Here is an 18,179-nt window from a genome sequence, read left to right on the forward strand (position 1 = left end):
TCGACAACAACACCGGTTTCGGTCAGGCCGGTTTCGGTGGGTCGGGGTCGTCGAACCCACGCGGACGCGGCGCGTCGAGATCGTAACGGACCCCGACCATTCGGATGACGAAGCACAACGCCGCAGCCCCGAGCGCTGCGGGCAGCGTGGGCACCTCGAGACTCTCGCAGACGACGAGCACGGTCGCGGCCACCAGCGCAGGAATGGCATACAACTCGCTGTTCAACACGACCGGAACCCGCCGGATCAACACGTCGCGCACCGTGCCGCCCCCGACCCCGGTAATCGTGCCCAGGATGATCGCCTGCACCGGGCCCAACCCGAAATCGAGGGCCTTACCCGCACCGGTGACCGCGAACAGACTCAAGCCTGCGGCGTCGAACACGGTGATCGGCTTGGACAATCGCTCCAGCTTGCGGCCGAAGAGAGCGAGAAGGCTTCCGGCAGCGGCCACCGCGAGATAACGCCAGTCGCTGAACGTCGCGGGGGGAAGGTCGTCGATCAGGATGTCGCGGATGATCCCGCCACCGAGCGCGGTCACCATTCCGAGCGTCACCACGCCGACGATGTCGATCCTCGCGACCCGTACGGCGGTGAAGGCGCCGTTGACAGCGAAGGCGAAGGTGCCGAGCAGATCGAGTACGAGCAACAACGTGCTCTGGGTAGTCACCCCCACGGGGCGTCTCCGTCCGTCATGCAATCCCCAGGAACGCCCGCGCAGCGACAGTCAGAGCAGCCGTCCCGGCGTCGAGGGTCGGCTGCAGCAGCGGGGCGAACTTCGACGAGTGGTTGACCGGCACGTCGTCGGCGATGCGCCCCTCGACTTCGGCCTGACGGTAGAGCTCGGGATCGGTGCCACCTATCCCCCAGTACGTGTACGGAATGCCGAGCGCGCGGGGAATGACGCTGAAGTCCTCACTGGCCGTCTGCAACGGAAGTTCACCCGCGTCGTCCCCGAAGTGCTCGGCGAACGCCGCCGCGACCCGCTCGGTGACCACGGGGTCGTTGTCCGTCATCGGGTACTGGTCGAACAGTTCGAACTCGGGTGGTCGCGGCGAACGGGAGGCGTCGCACTCGGCGACGACGATCCGCTTCACGGCGGCGAGGATCGCATGGCGGGTGTCCTCGTCGTAGGTGCGGATGTTGAGCAGGATGGTCGCCGTCTCGGGGATGACGTTGCTCTTCGTCCCGGCCTGGACGCTGCCGACGGTGAGCACCGCCGGCTCTCCCGGCCGAGTCTCACGGGCGATGATCGTCTGCAACCGGACGACGATCATCGCGGCAAGGATCACCGGGTCGACGGAGGCCTGCGGCATCGACCCGTGCGCACCCCGGCCGTGAACGGTGATGCGCATGCTGTCGGCGGCCGAGAGGGTGGGACCGCTGCGCGTACCGACGAGGCCGGCGGGAAAGGCGAGCACGTGCTGACACAACGCCACGTCGACCTTCCCGGCGATCCTGGCGAACCCGTCGTCGACCATCCGCCGGGCGCCGTCCGCGACCTCCTCCCCGGGCTGGAACACCGCGACGAGTCTGCCCCGCCACTGCGCGGTCGACCGGGCCAGCAGTTCCACCGCGCCGACCAGGCACGCGACGTGCATGTCGTGTCCGCACGCGTGCATGACAGGAGTCTCGTTTCCGTCCGCATCCGTCGCCATCGCCGCGCTGGCGTAGTCCAAACCCGTCTTCTCCCGGACAGGCAGTGCATCCATATCGGCGCGCAGCAGCACACCGGGGCCGTCCCCGTTCTGCAGAACGCCCACCACGCCGGTGCCGCCTACATCGGTGTGCACCTCGCATCCCGCGGCCCGCAATCGTTCGGCCACCTCGGCCGCGGTGCGCGTCTCCTGATGCGACAACTCCGGATGAGAGTGCAGGTGGCGGTAGAAGTTCTCCTGGTCCGCGCGGATCTCGTCCAAACCCTGCAGAGCAAGCGTCATGATCTCTCCCCGGTAGTCGGATCGATGGTGCCACGCTCCGGATACCGCACCGGACCGCGATCGACACGGGCGTGCAGTTCTCGTCGAGAAAATCGTGCAAGATCGACAGGACCTGCGCATCCGTCGGGAGTCCCGATCACCCCGCGCCCCGGCAGGTCACATTTGCGCCGCGGGTAGGCTCGGGACCCGTGTCTGATGCCCTCACCGTCGACGACGAACCCATCGAGTCGTCCTCACGCTCGTTCCGGCGCGCGTTCCAGGATCTGCGCGAAGGATTCAACCACCGCGAGCTGTGGTTGCTGCTCGGCTGGCAGGACATCAAGCAGCGCTACCGCCGGTCGGTGCTCGGTCCGTTCTGGATCACGATCGCCACGGGTGTGTCGGCGATCGCGATGGGTGTCCTCTACGGCACGCTGTTCAACCTCGATGTCCCGGAGTTCCTGCCGTACGTCGCGCTCGGCTTCATCATCTGGAACCTGATCCAAGGGTCGATCCTCGAGGGCGCGGACGTGTTCATGTCCAACGAGGGCCTGATCAAACAGCTGCCGACGCCGTTGAGTGTGCACGTCTACCGGCTGGTGTGGCGGCAGATGATCCTGTTCGCGCACAACATCGTCATCTACATCGGCATCTTCATCTTCTTCCCACGTCAGCTGTACTGGACGGCCTTCCTCGCCATCCCGGCGCTGGCGTTGATCGCGATCAACGCGGTGTGGGTGTCGCTGGTGTTCGGCATCCTCGCCACGCGCTACCGCGACATCGCGCCGCTGCTCGGCAGCATCGTCCAGCTGCTGTTCTTCATGACGCCGATCATCTGGACGGAGAAGACGCTCGAGGGCACCGGCAACGAGGGTCGCGCGCGGATCGCCGAGATCAACCCGCTCTACCACTTCCTCGACATCGTGCGGACCCCGCTGCTCGGCGGCGACCAGCAGCTCTACCACTGGGTCATCGTCCTGATCATCACCGTCGTCGGCTGGGGTATCGCCCTGCTCGCGCTGCGCAACTACCGCTCGCGCGTCGCCTACTGGGTCTGAGCCGGTTCGAGCCGGACCAGCTGTGAACGGTGGATCGGCTCCCGGTCGGTGATCCGGAAACCGACGGCCTCGAGCTCCCGGTAGGTGTCCGTCTCGGTGAACCGGTGGGGTTCGAACCGCCACCACACGTTGTTCGGGTGCCACACCCGGAAGCCGGTCTCGCGCTCGCCGTCGGCGATCACCCACAGCACCCCGCATCGGGCCGCCGCGCGTCGGGCAAGTTCCGGTGGCGGGGCATCGGTCGACCACAGGTTCACGCGGTCGACGGCGTCGTATCCCAGTCCCACGTCGTCGAGTCCTTCCACCGCGTCGGGCCGGGCGTCGACGACGGCGCGCAGTGACGTCGGTGCCCATGAGACGCGTGGTTCGAAGGCGACACAGTCGCCGGGTTCGGAGCGTTCGACGAGCCGGTCGGCGATCACGCTGTAGTCCATGCCGCCAGGCTTGCCGAACGGCTGTCGCTGCTGCACGTAGGCCGGCGCGACGCTGACGGCGACCGCGGTCAGCACCACCAGCATCGACCACCAGCGGGTCGCGACACGGGCGGCGGCCCAGCCCACGAGCAGCACCATCGCGGGAACCGTGAACGACAGATAGCGCTCGAGGTACATGTTGTCCTCGAGCAGCGAGTAGCCGAGCAGCAGCACCATCGGCACGGCGAAGCCCGGCACCGCGAGCCACAGCAGGGTGCGCTCCCCCTGTCCCACGCCACGACGGACCGCGACGATCACCCCGGCGACGGTGATCGCGGCGAACAACGCGGCCGTCCACGGGGTCTGCGGGAACCACTGGTCCAGGGCGATCGTGCGGACGATCATCGAGTCGAGCGGGGGAATCCACGCGACCTGCTTGGCCTGCGAGTAGGCAAGCAGGACGAACGGCGTCGACAAGGCAGCGCCAACCCCTGCGGACAGCAGGAACGCGCCGCGCCCACGACCACGGACCAGCACGGTGACGGCATGCGCGACGACGACTGTCGCGGAGTACACGAACATCACTGTCGCGACCGGCAGGACGACGGCGTACAGGGCCCACCAGCGTCGACGGCCGGTCGTGCAGCCGAGCGCGACCAGCAGCGACAACACCGCGACCAGCGCCGCGGCGAAGGCATAGGACCGCGCTTCGGTGGCCGCCCAGGTCACCCGCGGGGACAGCGCGAACAGCACTCCGGCGGCGATCCCCACGCGACGACCCGCCAGCACCTGGCCGGTCGCGGTGACGGCTGCGGCACCCGCCCCGAGCGCGAGCACACCGGGCAGGCGGGCAGTGAACTCGTCGACGCCCACCAGCGAGAACCAATAGTGCAGCAGGAGGTTGTGCAGGCCGTGGACGGCGTCGATCCGGGTGTGGACGCGGAGCATCCCCTCGACGGACCGGTCGGCACTCGAGATGGTCGCGGCCTCGTCCCACCACAGCGAGGGCACCCACGAGAACGCCCCTGCGACAAGCACGGTCGCAACCCCGATGAGCACGGGAAACGACCATGCCCGCACGGTCTACCCGTCGATGCCGTACAGGCGCGCCCAGTTCTCGCGGCTCGTGAGCTTGGGTAGCGATTCCTGCCAGACCGTCTTCATCCGGGGCGCTTCCTTGCGGAGCTGCCAGCACACCTTCGCGGTCTGCTTCGCGAGTTCGACGGCGGTGTCCTTGTCGCGGTGACGCACCCGCACGGCGTTCTGCGAGGCGTCGGTGACGACGGCCTTGTCGAACAGCGACACGTGCCACCATGCGGCGAAGTGCGCGGGCACGGTGACCGTCCGGCGGTCGACCTTACCGGCGAACTGCTGCACGGCACGCTTGAGCAGAACCAGGCCCTCGCGCTTCTTGTCGGGCTCGAACTGCCACACCGACATCTGCGTGTGCGGGTCGGATTCCTTGCCCACCTGCGCGGCCGACAGCGGCTTCGTCTCGGGGTAGCGGTCGCGCAGTTCGCGCAGTTCCTTAAGCACCGACTGGCCGCCGTCGTAGAGGAAGTCCGGTCCGGCGAGGAAGTCCTCCGCAGCCTTGATGAAGGTCGCGGCGAGACCGTACTGCATCGAGACGATGAGCTCACTGATCTTGCGGAACAGGTACTTCGACATGTCGTTCCCGTCGAAGCGCCCGTAGATGGACGAGACGATCAGACCGTTGCGGATGCTGAAGTAGCGCGCCCAGTCGTCGTAGTCCTTGAGGTAGAAGTCGGCGTGCCACACACCCGCATTCGGCAGGGTGACCGTCGGATGCCCCGCGTAGCGGGCGCGGATGCCGTATTCGATGTCGTCCCACTGGAAGAACAGCGGGATGGGCAGGCCGCAGTCGGCGATGATCTCGGCGGGCAGCAGGCAGGTCCACCAGCCGTTCCAGCCGGCGTCGAAACGCATGTCCTGCTTCTTCTTCACGAGATCGATGCCCATGCGCGCACCCGGAGTCAGTGCGCCGGCGGTGATCTCGTCGAGCACCTCACGCTCGGCCGAGACGTGCAGGACCTGCGGGTTGCTCAGCGACAGCATCTGGGCGCCGACGATCGTCGGCTGCACCGTCATGTTCGCGAAGGCGTTGAGACGCAACACCGATTCGGGCTCGCACAGGATGTCGTCGTCCATGACGATGACGTTGGCGTGCTCGGCCTTGGCGGAGCCGGTGATCTCGTACATGCCACGCGAGAAACCACCCGCACCACCGAGATTCGGCTGGGTCAGATAGATGAGCTTGTCGCCGAGCTTGTCGGCGACCTCGGCGAACGCCGAACGCGAGCGCACCTGGTCGGTGCCCTGGTCGACGATGCACACCGCTTCGATGTCGGCCATCGCCCCGTCGTCCGAGGCGAGGGTGCCGACGGTGACGGTGCAGTCGTCGGCGCGGTTGAACGTGCAGATGACGACGGCGGCGGGTCGCAGGCGCTCGGGTGCGGCGACCGTCCAGCGCGCGTCGGAGACGAGCACCGATCCGTTGCTGGCGTCGACGGCGAACCACATCGCACCGCCGTCGACGAACCGCTCGATCGGCAGTTCGAGGTCGAGCTCGCCCGAACCCGACACCGTCTCGACCGTCACGATCCGCTCGCGTCCGCGGGCGTCGGACGCCCACACGGTGAACTTCGCGGTACCGGAGCAGCCGTAGGTGAGCTGCAGGTTGACGGTCTTCACGTCGGTCCAGCGCTGCCAGAACGTCGCGGGGAAACGCCCGAAGTAGGTGTTGGTGTGGGCGGTCGCTCCGTCGGCGAGCTGCAGCCCGTAGCGGTCGGACGCCGCGTCGCCCTTCGTGTGGACGTACATCTTCTCCGGCACGCGCGGCGACAGGGATGCGAAGACGCCGCGCTGGACGATCAGCCGGTCGCGACGCACCGGCTCGGTGAGAACCTCGTCCAGCGTGTCCGCGTCATGTCCGATCGTGCTTGTGTCGCCGGCAGCTGCCTGCTCCATCGGGCTACTCCCCGCTCGTGGTCGATCCGCTGTTTTCGATGCGACAGTAGCAGCGGAAACAGGAGCTCCACGGTTGTGTGCGTCGTGCACCAGTGTTTCGACCCATTCGCGAATTGTGCCGGGATCATCCCGAACGGCGCAGGTTATCCGCCCAGAACGCGCTCGGTGCGGCTGTAGGCGGCCTCGGTGGCGCGTTTCTGTGGCGTCCACCACTGCTCGTTGGCGCGGTACCAGTCGATGGTCGCGGCCAGGCCCTCACGGAAGTCGCGGTAGCGGGGCTGCCAGCCCAGTTCGGTGCGCAGGCGGGTCGCGTCGATGGCGTACCGCAGGTCGTGGCCGGGGCGGTCGGTGACGAAATCGAACTCGGTCCTGTCCTTGCCGCACAGCTCGAGGACGGTTTCGACGACGGTGCGGTTGTCGGTCTCCCCGTCGGCGCCGATCAGATAGGTCTCGCCGAGTTGTCCGTGTTCGATGATCGTCCACACGGCACTGTTGTGGTCGTCGACGTGGATCCAGTCCCGCACGTTGGTGCCGGTGCCGTAGAGCTTCGGTCGCACGCCGGTGAGCACGTTGGTGATCTGGCGGGGGATGAACTTCTCCACGTGCTGGTACGGGCCGTAGTTGTTCGAGCAGTTGGAGATGGTCGCGCGGACGCCGAACGAGCGCACCCAGGCGCGCACCAGCAGATCCGAGCCGGCCTTGGTCGAGGAGTAGGGGCTCGACGGGTTGTAGGCGGTGGCCTCGGTGAAGCGGGCGGGGTCGTCGAGGGCGAGGTCGCCGTAGACCTCGTCGGTGGAGATGTGGTGATAGCGCACGTCGTACCTGCGGACGGCCTCGAGCAGCGTGAAGGTGCCCACCAGATTGGTCCGCACGAACGGCGCCGGGTTCGCCAGGGAGTTGTCGTTGTGGGATTCGGCGGCGAAGTGCACCACCAGATCGGTGTCGGCGACGAGCCGGTCGACGAGCTCGGCGTCGGCGATGTCGCCCTGGACGAAAGTGATCTTGTCGGCGACGGGGTCGAGGGAGGCGCGGTTGCCGGCGTAGGTGAGCTTGTCGAGCACGGTGACCTGCGTGTCGGGTCGTTCCGCGACGGTCTGATGGACGAAATTCGCGCCGATGAAACCGGCACCACCGGTGACGAGCAGCCTCATTGGGGCAAGCCTACTCATGCGAGACTGTCCGACATGCGCGGAATCATCCTCGCGGGTGGGACGGGCTCGCGTCTGCATCCGATCACCCAGGGCGTGAGCAAGCAGCTCGTGCCCGTCTACGACAAGCCGATGATCTACTACCCGCTCTCGACGCTCATGCTCGCCGGGATCCGCGACATCCTCATGATCACCACCCCGCACGACGCCGGACAGTTCCGCTGGTTGCTCGGCGACGGTTCGCAGTTCGGCGTGAACATCACCTACGCGATCCAACCCTCGCCCGACGGTCTGGCACAGGCCTTCGTGCTCGGCGCCGACCACATCGGAACCGAGCCGGTCGCATTGATCCTCGGCGACAACATCTTCTACGGTCCCGGCCTCGGCACGCAGCTCAAGCGCTTCGCCCACATCGACGGTGGCGCGGTGTTCGCGTACCGGGTGTCCGACCCGTCGGCCTACGGGGTGATCGAGTTCGACTCCACCGGCCGCGCCCTGTCCCTCGAGGAGAAACCCGACGACCCGAAGTCGAACTTCGCGGTGCCCGGGCTGTACTTCTACGACAACGACGTCGTCGAGATCGCCCGGTCGCTGAAGCCGTCGGCGCGTGGCGAACTGGAGATCACCGACGTCAACCGCACCTATCTCGAAGCGGGGAAACTGCAGGTCGACGTGTTGCCGCGCGGCACCGCCTGGCTCGACACCGGCACCTTCGACTCGCTGCTCGACGCGTCGAACTACGTGCGCACCATCGAACAGCGCCAGGGCCTGAAGATCGGCGCACCCGAGGAGGTCGCCTGGCGACTCGGGTTCATCGACGACGAGAAACTGCGCGCCGCGGCCGAGCCGCTGGTGAAGTCGGGCTACGGCAGCTACCTGCTGGATCTGCTCGAACGAGGAAAGGACCGCTAGGTGCAGTACCGCGAACTGACGATCGCCGGGGCGTGGGAGATCACGCCGAAACAGTTCGGCGACGACCGGGGCGTGTTCCTCGAATGGTTCAAGCAGGAGACCTTCGTCGACGCCGCCGGCCGTCCCCTGGAGTTGGCGCAGGCGAACTGCTCGGTCTCCGCCGCCGGGGTGCTGCGCGGCATCCACTACGCGGATGTCCCTCCGGGACAGGCGAAGTACGTCACGTGCGTGTCGGGGTCGGCGCTCGACGTCGTCGTCGACCTGCGGGTCGGGTCGCCGACCTTCGGGCAGTGGGATTCGGTGCTGCTGGATACGAAGGACCGGCGCGCGATCTTCCTGTCCGAGGGCCTCGGCCACGGTTTCCTTGCCCTCGAGGACAATTCGACCGTCGTCTACCTGTGCTCGACGGGCTACAACCCCGACCGTGAGCACGAGGTGAATCCCCTCGATTCGGAGATCGGGATCGACTGGCCCACAACAGGTGCCGACGGTCGTCCGCTCGAGTACGAGTTGTCCGCCAAGGATCGGGTGGCACCCACCCTGGCCGACGCCCGCGAAGCGGGTCGTCTCCCGAGCTTCTGACGATTTGTGTGGATTCGACCCCGGTTTCCGGGGCTGGATCCACACAAATCGATCGGTGCGGAACCGGAACGGCGATCACTGCGTCGAACCGGATATGAACCTGCGAAACGCGTACCGCATCATGGCCGCTCAGGACGGCGTCATCACCCGAGCACAAGCACTGGACTGCGGAATGAGCGCTTCCGCTGTCGACCGACGAGTCGAGAACGGCGACTGGTTCGCGCTCGCACGCGGCGTCTACCTGCGTGCCGACCGGGAATGCACGCCGGCTGTGGCGCTACGGGCAGCCGTCTACGCGGCAGGTCCGGAAGCGGCAGCCTGGGGACCGAGCGCGGCATGGTGGCACGGACTGCTCGACCGCGCTCCTTCTCTCCGCTACGTGACCGTGCCGCAGAAGCGCACCCTCGCCCGACGCCACGGGGTGCGGGTACGCCGACGCGACCTCCAGCGACGCGACGTCGTCGTAGTGCGCGGTCTACCGGTCACCGCGCTGCCACTCACAGTGCTCGAAGCCGCCGTCGAACTGCCGACGGGTTCGGTGCTCATGGACCGCGCGCTGCAGCGTCACACCTCGCTACCCGCCCTCGAGCAGGCACATCGAAGGAATCTCGGACGTCACGGCGCACCCCGCGCCGCTCATCTGTTGTGCTCGGCTCGCGAAGGCGGCCACTCCCAGGCCGAACGCATCTTCCACCGACTACTCCGTGGTGCGGGGTTCACCGGGTGGCGAGCACACGCGATGAGCTGCGGCTTCGAGATCGACGTGGTGTTCGACGCCGAGCGGGTCGCGATCGAGATCGACGGGTGGGCCTGGCACCGCGACGCCGAGCGACACCGCCGCGACGCCGAGAGGCAGAACGTCCTGATCAACGCCGGCTGGCACGTGCTGCGCTTCACCTGGCACGCGATCACCCAGGAACCCGACGAGGTGGTGCGGCAGATCCGTCAGGCCCTGAATCGGACTTCGGTGGGTTGAACCCCGCTGAGCGGGGTCGGATCCACCCGAATCAGCGGAGGCGGAAGATCACGACCCGCTGGACGACGAAGTTGATCACCGTCGCGGTGCCCTGGGCGACGACGAAGGCGAAGGGCGTGACCCACCACTCGTCGCCGAGGGCTTCGTTGAGTACGCGGTTGATGCCGACCTGTGCGGCGAACGTCACTGCGTAGAGGACCACCACGGCTGCGAAACGAACGCGGCTCGGCGGGGCCTTGAAGGTCCAGCGGCGGTTGATCAGGTAGGCGGTGGTGGTGCCGGCCACGAACGACAGGGCCTTCGCGACGTCGCGCGTGACGCCCAGTGCCATGAGCAGGACGTACAGGCCGTAGTCGACGATCGCCGAGAACCCGCCGGTCAGGACGAACCGTGTGAGCTGCGTCTTCAGGTCCAGCGCCTCGTCGGCCGTCGAATCGGTCAACGGCAGTTCGGGAGCCAGTGGGGCGTGGTGCTCCGGCAGCGGCTGCACATGGTCGTGGGATTCCGGCACGCAGACGAGGGTAACGCCCGTGAGGAACAGCATCTTGCCGGGTGACCAGGACACACGGGTAGCCTTTACCCCGATGTCCACGACAGCTACGGAGCAGGCGAGCGAGCCGCTCCCCACCCAGACCCGCACCCTGACCGGCTGGGGGCGCACCGCGCCGACCACCGCAGAGGTGCTGTCCACCCCCGACGTCGAAGTGATCGCCGAGGCGGTCGCGCGGGTCGCGGAAGACAACGAGTCGAAGCCGTCGCACCTGCGTCGCGGTGTCATCGCACGCGGGCTCGGGCGCTCCTACGGCGACCCGGCGCAGAACGCCGGCGGGCTCGTCGTCGACATGACGGCGCTGAACAAGATCCACAGCATCGACCGCGACTCGCGGCGCGTGGTGGTGGACGGCGGCGTCGACCTCGACCAGCTCATGCGCGCCGCCCTGCCGTTCGGCCTGTGGGTCCCGGTTCTGCCGGGCACCCGGCAGGTGACGATCGGTGGTGCGATCGGCTCCGACATCCACGGCAAGAACCACCACAGCGCGGGCAGCTTCGGCAACCACGTGAAGTCGATCGACCTGCTCACGGCCGACGGCCAGGTTCGCACGTGCACGCCCACCGGACGCAATTCCAAACTGTTCTGGGCGACCGTCGGTGGCATGGGTCTGACGGGCATCATCCTCCGCGCGACCATCGAGATGACCCCGACCGAGACGGCGTACTTCATCGCCGACGGTGTGGTCACCTCCACGCTCGACGAGACGATCGCCGTGCACAGCGACGGCTCGGAGGAGAACTACGACTACTCGAGCGCCTGGTTCGATGCGGTGGCTCCGCTGCCGAAGCTCGGTCGCGCCGCGATCTCCCGCGGTTCGCTCGCGAAGCTCGATCAGCTGCCGAAGAAGCTGCAGAAGGACCCGTTGAAGTTCGACGCGCCGACGCTGTTGACCTTCCCGGACGTCTTCCCGAACGGCCTGGCGAACAAGTACACCTTCTCGGCGGTGGGTGAGGTCTGGTACCGCAAATCGGGCAATTACACCGGCAAGGTCCAGAACCTGACGCAGTTCTATCACCCGCTCGACATGTTCGGTGAGTGGAACCGCGCCTACGGATCGAAGGGCTTCCTGCAGTACCAATTCGTGGTGCCGCCGGAGTCCGTCGACGAGTTCAAGCGCATCATCGTCGACATCCAGAAGTCGGGGCACTACTCGTTCCTCAACGTCTTCAAGCTGTTCGGTGAGGGCAACAAGGCGCCGCTGAGCTTCCCCATGAAGGGGTGGAACATCTGCGTCGACTTCCCGATCAAGGCGGGCCTGAACGAGTTCGTGCGCGAACTCGACAAGCGGGTCCTCGAGTTCGGTGGTCGCCTCTACACCGCGAAGGATTCGCGGACCGACGCGGAGACCTTCCACGCCATGTACCCGCGGATCGACGAGTGGCTGAAGGTGCGCCGCTCCGTCGACCCCACGAACGTCTTCGCCTCCGATATGTCCAGAAGGTTGGAACTCCACTGATGATCAACGCCGTCGGCAATCCCCAGACCCTGCTGCTGCTCGGTGGCACCTCCGAGATCGGCCTGGCCATCGTCGAGGAGTACCTGCGCAAGGCACCGGCCCGCGTGATCCTCGCGGCCCTGCCCGGCGACCCGCGTCGTGAGGACGCCGTCGCCCAGGCGAAGGCCGCGGGTGCGACGCAGGTCGACCTGATCGACTTCGACGCGCTCGACACGGCGAGCCACCCGGCCGTCATCGACCAGGCATGGAAGGACGGCGACGTCGACATCGCGATCGTCGCCTTCGGTCTGGACGCCGACGCCGAGGAACTGTGGCAGAACCAGAGCAAGGCCGTGCGGGTCGCGGAGGTCAACTACACGGCCGCCGTCTCCGTGGGTGTGCTGGTGGGCGACAGGATGAAGGCGCAGGGCTTCGGGCGCATCATCGCGATGTCGTCGGTCGCCGGCGAGCGCGTCAAGCGCGCCAACTTCGTCTACGGTTCCACCAAGGCCGGCCTCGACGGCTTCTATCTCGGACTCGGTGAGGCGCTGCGCCCGTTCGGGCCGCGCGTGACCGTCGTGCGCCCCGGCCAGGTGCGCACGCAGTTCAGCGCGCACGTCGACGAGGCCCCGCTCACCGTGAACAAGGAAGATGTCGCGAAGCTCGCTGTCGCAGCCTCCGATCGCGGCAAGGAGATCGTCTGGGCGCCGGGCACCTTCCGGTTCGTGATGATCGTGCTGCGTCACCTGCCGCGCGCGATCTTCCGCAAGCTGCCGATCTGACAGACGTGCACCCTCTGCCCCGCCGGACCCGTTCCGGCGGGGCAGTCGTCTTTTCGGGGTCTACCGGACGTAGCCGGTTCCGCTGTGGATCATCCCGGGCGGCCCGTAGCACCAGTGGTTGATCGACCCTTCGTTCACGAAGACGCCGTTCACGGTGCCGTCCTGCCCCGCCTCGTTCGTCGCGTAGCCGACACCCGGCGCCCCGACGACGATGCACTGGTAGGGATCGACGCCGTGGTGGTCGTACAACCGGCCGTCGATGGGACCGCCGGGCGCACCCGGTTCGATCACCGGATACGCCGAGGCCTGCGCCGCCCCGAAGACGAGGAGGGGTGCCGTCGCGAGCGTTGCAAGGGCCGCACGAACCGTTTTACCTGACATGATCTGAGCCTTCCGTTCGGATTCCCCGGGCCGTACCGACGGCCCGGTTTCCCGACGCAACTTCCAGGATGAAGGTCCCGACCGGTGGACGGCGGCGTTTTTGCGGCACGGATCGGGCCACCACTCGTCTCGCGGACGCATCTCTATGCTCGTGGGGTGCTCGCCGACACTCCTGTAGCAGTAGCCCCGTTACGCCGTGCCGTCTCGACGCTCGTGCAGTTCGTCTGCGCAGCGCTCGTCGCAGCACTCGTCGCGGCGGTGGGGCTGTTCGCCTTCGACCGCGTGCAGTGGCCGGCGTTCAATTCGTCGAACGTGACGCAGGCCGTCACCACCGTGATGCAGTTCGCGGCACTCGCGGTGCTCGGCCTGTCGATCTATCTGTTGCGTCGCCGCAGATGGGTGACGGGGGCGCGGGTGCTGTCGTGGGCGGCGCTGTCCGGTCTGGTCACCGCGACCCTCGGGATGCCGCTCGCCGCGACCCGCCTCTACCTGCACGGCATCTCCGTCGACCAGGAGTTCCGCACTCAGTTCCTCACGCGACTGACGGACAGCGCGGCGTTGCGCGACATGAACTACGCCGACCTGCCGTCGTTCTATCCGGCCGGGTGGTTCTGGATCGGTGGCCGTGTCGCGAACGTGCTGGGTATGGACGGCTGGGAAGCGTTCAAGCCGTATGCGATCGGTTCGCTGGCGGTCGCGGCGGTCGTCGCCCTGGTGTTGTGGTCCGAACTGGTCCGCTCCGACCTGGCGGTGCTCGCCGCCACCGCGACGACGCTCGTCGTGCTGGCCTACGGTTCGCCGGAACCCTACGGAGCGGTGATCGCCGTGCTGGTCGCGCCGGCGTTGGTGCTGGCCTGGGGCGGTTTCCTGCCCGCTACACGCGGTGGTCGGGGACGGCAGGGCTGGGGCGCCGTCGTGGGGACGGGCCTGTTCCTCGGTCTCGCCGCGACCTTCTACACCCTCTATCTCGGTATCGCGGCGTTCGCGGTGACGGTGATGGCCGTCGTCGCGGCGTACCTCGCGCGTCGCGCCACCGGGTCGTGGCGTGCGGTTCTTCCGGTGCTCGTGCGTCTCGTGGTGATCGCGGTGATCGCGATGCTCGTCGCGTTGATCGTGTGGGCGCCGTTCGTGTTCGACGTGCTGGGCGGTAATCCCCCGTCCGAGTCCGGTACCGCGACGCACTATCTCCCCGATGCCGGTGCGCGACTGCCGTTACCGATGTTCCACGTGTCTCTGATCGGACTGTTGTCGTTGCTGGGCACCGTGTGGCTCGTGGGCCGCGCGTCGTCGTCGCATCGGGCGCAGGCGCTCGGGCTCGGGGTGATCGCGGTCTACCTGTGGTACCTCGCCTCGATGGCGTTGACCGCCGTGGGCAACACCCTGCTCGCGTTCCGTCTCGAGGTGATCCTGCTCGTACTGCTCGCTGCGGCAGGCGCATTCGCCTTCGTCGACTTCTCGCGTTGGATCAGCCTGGCGACCAGCGAGAATCCGCGCGTGCGCAGGGTTCTCGTGGCGGTGGGTGCTCTCGGTGCGCTGGCGTTCACCCAGAACATCCCCCAGGTGCTCGGGAGCGAGATCACCGTCGCCTACACCGACACCGACGGGGCCGGTGAACGCGCCGACCAGCGACCCGCCGGTGCCGCGTCCTATTACGCCGAGGTGGACGACGTCCTGCTGTCCCAGTTGGGAGGCGAGCGTGACGACCACGTGGTTCTCACGGCCGACACGTCCTTCCTCGCCTACTACCCGTACTTCGGTTTCCAGGCCCTGACCTCGCACTACGCCAACCCGCTGGCGGAGTTCTCCGCGCGTGCCGCGGCGATCGAGGAGTGGTCGGAACTCTCCTCCCCCGACGAACTGCTCGCCGCGTGGGAGGAGCTGCCGTGGCGAGCCCCCGACGCCGTCGTCTTCCGACAGGGCGCCGAGGGCTACACGCTGCGTCTGGCCGAGGACGTCTACCCGAACGATCCCAATGTGCGGCGGTACACGGTGACCTTCCCCAAGGAACTGTTCGACGATCCCCGATTCGCCGTGACCGAGGTGGGACCGTTCGTTGTCGTCACCGCGACAGGCGAATCGGCATGATGCGGCGAACCCCGATGTCCCGCAACCACAATCCACCCCAGACGAAGATGCCGGTGTAGATCGGGAAGAGGGTCGTGCCGACGATCGGCTGCTCGGTGAGCAGATTCGTCGCGACGGCACCACCGAGGTAACCGGTGAGCAGAACGGCACCGAGGATCGCGGTGGGCGGCAGGACGTAGGCGATCAGGCAGATCAGCAGGACCACGCCGAACACGCGGTTGAGGCTCGGATCGAATCCGAGATCGGCCATGGCTTCCTGTACCTGCGAGACGTTGGCGATGTGGATGATCGAGTCCCACAGCAGGAACAGGACGACGAGGCCGCTGACGATCAGGCCTGCGATGCGAGCGGTGCGTGAGGGTGCCGCGGCGGTGTCGTTGCGGGTGCCGGTGGTGGACGGGGTGAAGGTGTTCATGACGACCTCCTGGTAGGTGGGCAGCGGTGCTGTCGCAGATACCGACCGGGCAGGAGCCGGAAACTCATCGCCGCTGCGGTAGGGTCTCGGCGAGTCGTACGGGGGGTACGACGGAATCGGGGGATTCGATGAGCGACGTTCTGTATGTGCCGATCCGACGCCGCGACAGTTCCGGGCAGGTTCGGCTCGAGATGCGCACTCTGTCCGACGACCGGTTGGCGTTGCCCGCCTACACCTCACTGGAGGAACTGGTCCGCTGTTGTGGACCGCAGCAACCGTGGATGGGCGTCGACAGCAGAGGGCTGCAGGAGATCCATCGGACCACCCGGTACGACGTGGTCCTGCTCGACGGCCGACAACCACCACCGCCCCCGGTCGAGGACGAAGACCGTCCATTCGAGGACCCGCTCGGCAGGAGAGCGACCCGGTGACCATCGACATCGGCGACCTCAACACGGTCGCGAAGCTCCTGGCGACCGGAGCAATAGGAATCGACGAGCTCGGATCCGATCCTGCGCCGATACCCGACGCGGGCGCCGCCACTCCGCTGCTCGTCGAAGCTCTCGGGTCGATTGCTTCCGCGCTGGACGCAGCGGTCCGGTCGCTGGCCAGTGCAGCCGACACCACCCAGGACAGTCTGCGCGCCTACCAGGACGCCGAGTCGCACACTGCTCAGGAGATCGCGAAGGCAGGTGAGGGATGAGTCTCGACACCCGAGTATTCGGCGACCCCACCTCCTGCTACGCATGTGCGGATTCGCTCGCTGCCCTCGCCACAGGTGTGAACGACCGGCTGAAGTCGGCACGCGACGGACGCACCGAATCCGAATACGAATTCAGAAGCCCTGCGGGAGATGCGTTCCGCACGACGCTCGACCGCGTCATCACAGGGACGACCGAGGCTGCAGACCAGATCGACGTGATTGCCGCTGCCCTGCGCGCATTCGCCGACGGACTCGTCACCGTCCGGTCACGCATGTCGCAGGCCGAGGCGACAGCAGCGGAAGCCGACCTTCCCGTGGAGTTCGGCGGCGGGATCGGTGAGCCACTCGACGTCGATCCGAACTCGTACGATCTTGCGCCCCAGATACTTCGGGCGAAGCAGATCGCGGCTTACGAGACGGCTGCGGCGCTTGTTGCCGACGGTCGCGCGGTCGAAATCTCAGCGCACAGCGCGCTCGCGGAGGCCCTGCGCGGGCCGACGACGATTCTGAAGGACGCAGAAGCCCAATGGGAATGGCTCTTGGCGCATACCTTGGGCGGATACATAGCGACGACAGTCGCCGAGCTGTCGAAATGGGGCAACGAAGCCGCTACGCGAGGTGCGACCCTCGCCCGGCTGCGTGAGCTTGCTGCCGAAGCGGCGCGACTTGGTGATCCGTACCCGGAAGCGACGGCGGCCAGGGCTGTTCGAGCTTTCCAAGGTGGCGCGGACGATGCAGCGCGGTTCGCTGCGGAGAACTCTCGATTGCTTGCAGGACTCGGCAACAATAGGTTCATCGAGTTCTTCGGCAGCTACGTTGATGACTATCTCCCGGAGGGGTCCGCGCTAGCAAAGTTCGGATCGAAAGTACCTGTCGTAGGAGGGTTTCTTACGGGTGCCCAGACCTACGTCGATGTCATGAGCGCCGAAACCACTGGAGACGCCGTAAAGGCCGTCGCAAAAGATGTAGGTGGGTTTGTTGCCGGAACCGTAGCGACCGAACTGATACTCGCCAGTGCTGCGGGAGGGCCGGCCACCTTGCTCGCCGTCGGCGCCGGGGTCGGTGTCGCGTTTGGTGTGGGCGAAGTAATCGAACACTGGGACGATATCTCCGGCGCCGCCGGCTCCGCAGCACGCTGGGTAGGAAACCTGTTCTGAGGCACAAATGAACGCAACCGACCTTCCTCAGATGCCTGATCCGATCACAGGCGACCCGCGCCCTCCCCGTGCACCGCGTATCTACAATGGAACCGAGCGCACACCGGCCCACCGGCTCCCACGGACCCCCCCGGAAATACCGCACCATCTCGGCCCCACCCTCGAATGGCTCCAGCCTCCCGCAAACCACCGATACTTCAACGCGCTGCTCATGATGAGCATTACGGTCGTGTTCTTCACGATCTCGAGCGGAGATTTTCGCTGGATTCACTGGTGGGGTGCTTGGATCATTGTTGTTGCGGGTGGGTGGATGATGTTCCGCGCCATCGGAAACCACTGGACCGCAGCCGGTGCCAGTTGGGTGCAATGGCGTAGCAGCTGGGTGGACACCTACCGCCTCACCCGCATCCGTTTCTCCGCCGACGGTTACAACCGCGTCCTTCGGCTGAAAGATGCCCACGGCAACGAGATCCACTCTTTCAAGTTCATCCATCTCCAACGCAACCCTGACCTGTGGGACCTGGTCTACAACGGAATTCTCCACTCCGTCGCCTCCGGCAACTGCGACATCGACGCCAAAACCCGCCACATCCTGAAGATCCCCTACGAACTCGGTCCGCGCCCCACCCGAAGCGAACGCACCAGAGGGCGACGCCGCAGAGGGTGAGCCCG

At 66.8% G+C, this 18,179-nt stretch carries 19 protein-coding genes; 11 read left to right on the forward strand and 8 right to left on the reverse strand.

All coding sequences use genetic code 11. The annotated features are described in order from the left end of the window. Nucleotides 1-22 precede the first annotated feature (22 nt). Nucleotides 23-670, reverse strand: a complete 648-nt coding sequence (locus tag ACLBYD_RS00150) for a trimeric intracellular cation channel family protein (RefSeq protein ID WP_120281100.1) — start codon at nucleotides 668-670, stop codon at nucleotides 23-25. Nucleotides 671-692: 22 nt separating this feature from the next. Further along, nucleotides 693-1,940, reverse strand: a complete 1,248-nt coding sequence (locus ACLBYD_RS00155) for an amidohydrolase (protein WP_447814931.1) — start codon at nucleotides 1,938-1,940, stop codon at nucleotides 693-695. A 188-nt stretch (nucleotides 1,941-2,128) separates the two neighbouring features. Between ACLBYD_RS00155 and wzm the strand changes: the two genes are divergently transcribed. Beyond that, nucleotides 2,129-2,977 carry a galactan export ABC transporter permease subunit Wzm/RfbD gene (gene wzm, locus ACLBYD_RS00160; protein ID WP_006553471.1) on the forward strand — a complete coding sequence of 283 codons (849 nt, stop codon included), beginning with the start codon at nucleotides 2,129-2,131 and terminating at the stop codon, nucleotides 2,975-2,977. Here wzm and ACLBYD_RS00165 read toward each other — a convergent pair. The 3 genes from ACLBYD_RS00165 to rfbB all read right to left on the reverse strand — a co-directional run bounded on the left by ACLBYD_RS00165 (nucleotide 2,965) and on the right by rfbB (nucleotide 7,529). Beyond that, the gene (locus tag ACLBYD_RS00165; RefSeq protein WP_447814932.1) at nucleotides 2,965-4,449 is read right to left on the reverse strand and encodes a glycosyltransferase family 39 protein; all 1,485 of its coding nucleotides are present in this window, start codon (nucleotides 4,447-4,449) and stop codon (nucleotides 2,965-2,967) included. The two genes, wzm and ACLBYD_RS00165, sit on opposite strands and share 13 nt — an antisense overlap. Before the next feature lie 24 nt (nucleotides 4,450-4,473). Beyond that, entirely contained in the window at nucleotides 4,474-6,378 is a 1,905-nt protein-coding gene (locus ACLBYD_RS00170) for a glycosyltransferase (RefSeq protein ID WP_447814933.1), read from the reverse strand. A 143-nt stretch (nucleotides 6,379-6,521) separates the two neighbouring features. Then, the gene (gene rfbB, locus ACLBYD_RS00175; RefSeq protein ID WP_447814935.1) at nucleotides 6,522-7,529 is read right to left on the reverse strand and encodes a dTDP-glucose 4,6-dehydratase; all 1,008 of its coding nucleotides are present in this window, start codon (nucleotides 7,527-7,529) and stop codon (nucleotides 6,522-6,524) included. Between the two features lie 33 nt (nucleotides 7,530-7,562). Between rfbB and rfbA the strand changes: the two genes are divergently transcribed. The 3 genes from rfbA (at nucleotide 7,563) to ACLBYD_RS00190 (ending at nucleotide 9,996) form a co-directional block, all read left to right on the forward strand. Beyond that, entirely contained in the window at nucleotides 7,563-8,438 is an 876-nt protein-coding gene (rfbA, locus tag ACLBYD_RS00180; protein WP_447814936.1) for a glucose-1-phosphate thymidylyltransferase RfbA, read from the forward strand. Continuing rightward, on the forward strand, nucleotides 8,439-9,020 hold the full coding sequence (gene rfbC, locus ACLBYD_RS00185) for a dTDP-4-dehydrorhamnose 3,5-epimerase (RefSeq protein ID WP_447814937.1): 582 nt from the start codon (nucleotides 8,439-8,441) through the stop codon (nucleotides 9,018-9,020). A gap of 94 nt (nucleotides 9,021-9,114) precedes the next feature. Beyond that, the gene (locus ACLBYD_RS00190) at nucleotides 9,115-9,996 is read left to right on the forward strand and encodes a DUF559 domain-containing protein (protein ID WP_447814938.1); all 882 of its coding nucleotides are present in this window, start codon (nucleotides 9,115-9,117) and stop codon (nucleotides 9,994-9,996) included. A 31-nt stretch (nucleotides 9,997-10,027) separates the two neighbouring features. Here the strand turns inward: ACLBYD_RS00190 and ACLBYD_RS00195 are convergent, their stop codons facing one another. Beyond that, complete coding sequence (locus ACLBYD_RS00195; protein WP_016692646.1) at nucleotides 10,028-10,561, reverse strand: GtrA family protein; 534 nt, start codon at nucleotides 10,559-10,561, stop codon at nucleotides 10,028-10,030. 19 nt (nucleotides 10,562-10,580) lie between these two features. On the opposite strand from ACLBYD_RS00195, the gene ACLBYD_RS00200 reads away from it, so the two are divergent. Both ACLBYD_RS00200 and ACLBYD_RS00205 read left to right on the forward strand, forming a co-directional pair. Beyond that, on the forward strand, nucleotides 10,581-12,005 hold the full coding sequence (locus tag ACLBYD_RS00200) for an FAD-binding oxidoreductase (protein WP_016692645.1): 1,425 nt from the start codon (nucleotides 10,581-10,583) through the stop codon (nucleotides 12,003-12,005). Beyond that, a complete protein-coding gene (locus ACLBYD_RS00205; RefSeq protein ID WP_016692644.1) occupies nucleotides 12,005-12,766 on the forward strand; it encodes a decaprenylphospho-beta-D-erythro-pentofuranosid-2-ulose 2-reductase in 762 nt (253 codons plus the stop codon). Before ACLBYD_RS00200 ends, ACLBYD_RS00205 begins: the two co-directional genes overlap by 1 nt. Before the next feature lie 60 nt (nucleotides 12,767-12,826). On the opposite strand, the gene ACLBYD_RS00210 is transcribed toward ACLBYD_RS00205, so the two are convergent. Further along, complete coding sequence (locus ACLBYD_RS00210; RefSeq protein WP_447814940.1) at nucleotides 12,827-13,147, reverse strand: hypothetical protein; 321 nt, start codon at nucleotides 13,145-13,147, stop codon at nucleotides 12,827-12,829. A 156-nt stretch (nucleotides 13,148-13,303) separates the two neighbouring features. Between ACLBYD_RS00210 and ACLBYD_RS00215 the strand changes: the two genes are divergently transcribed. Further along, a complete protein-coding gene (locus tag ACLBYD_RS00215; protein WP_447814941.1) occupies nucleotides 13,304-15,232 on the forward strand; it encodes an arabinofuranosyltransferase in 1,929 nt (642 codons plus the stop codon). On the opposite strand, the gene ACLBYD_RS00220 is transcribed toward ACLBYD_RS00215, so the two are convergent. Next, entirely contained in the window at nucleotides 15,207-15,647 is a 441-nt protein-coding gene (locus ACLBYD_RS00220) for a DoxX family protein (protein WP_447814942.1), read from the reverse strand. The genes ACLBYD_RS00215 and ACLBYD_RS00220 overlap by 26 nt on opposite strands. 128 nt (nucleotides 15,648-15,775) lie before the next feature. On the opposite strand from ACLBYD_RS00220, the gene ACLBYD_RS00225 reads away from it, so the two are divergent. The 4 genes from ACLBYD_RS00225 to ACLBYD_RS00240 all read left to right on the forward strand — a co-directional run bounded on the left by ACLBYD_RS00225 (nucleotide 15,776) and on the right by ACLBYD_RS00240 (nucleotide 18,174). Further along, nucleotides 15,776-16,078 (forward strand): SAV_915 family protein, encoded by a 303-nt coding sequence (locus ACLBYD_RS00225; RefSeq protein WP_447814943.1) that lies wholly within the window; start codon nucleotides 15,776-15,778, stop codon nucleotides 16,076-16,078. Continuing rightward, complete coding sequence (locus ACLBYD_RS00230) at nucleotides 16,075-16,350, forward strand: hypothetical protein (protein WP_447814944.1); 276 nt, start codon at nucleotides 16,075-16,077, stop codon at nucleotides 16,348-16,350. Before ACLBYD_RS00225 ends, ACLBYD_RS00230 begins: the two co-directional genes overlap by 4 nt. Further along, nucleotides 16,347-17,507, forward strand: coding sequence for a hypothetical protein (locus ACLBYD_RS00235; RefSeq protein WP_447814945.1), 1,161 nt, complete (start codon nucleotides 16,347-16,349; stop codon nucleotides 17,505-17,507). Before ACLBYD_RS00230 ends, ACLBYD_RS00235 begins: the two co-directional genes overlap by 4 nt. 229 nt (nucleotides 17,508-17,736) lie before the next feature. Continuing rightward, nucleotides 17,737-18,174, forward strand: coding sequence for a hypothetical protein (locus ACLBYD_RS00240; RefSeq protein WP_447814946.1), 438 nt, complete (start codon nucleotides 17,737-17,739; stop codon nucleotides 18,172-18,174). Nucleotides 18,175-18,179 lie beyond the last annotated feature (5 nt).

Source organism: Rhodococcus sp. C26F (assembly GCF_053345925.1).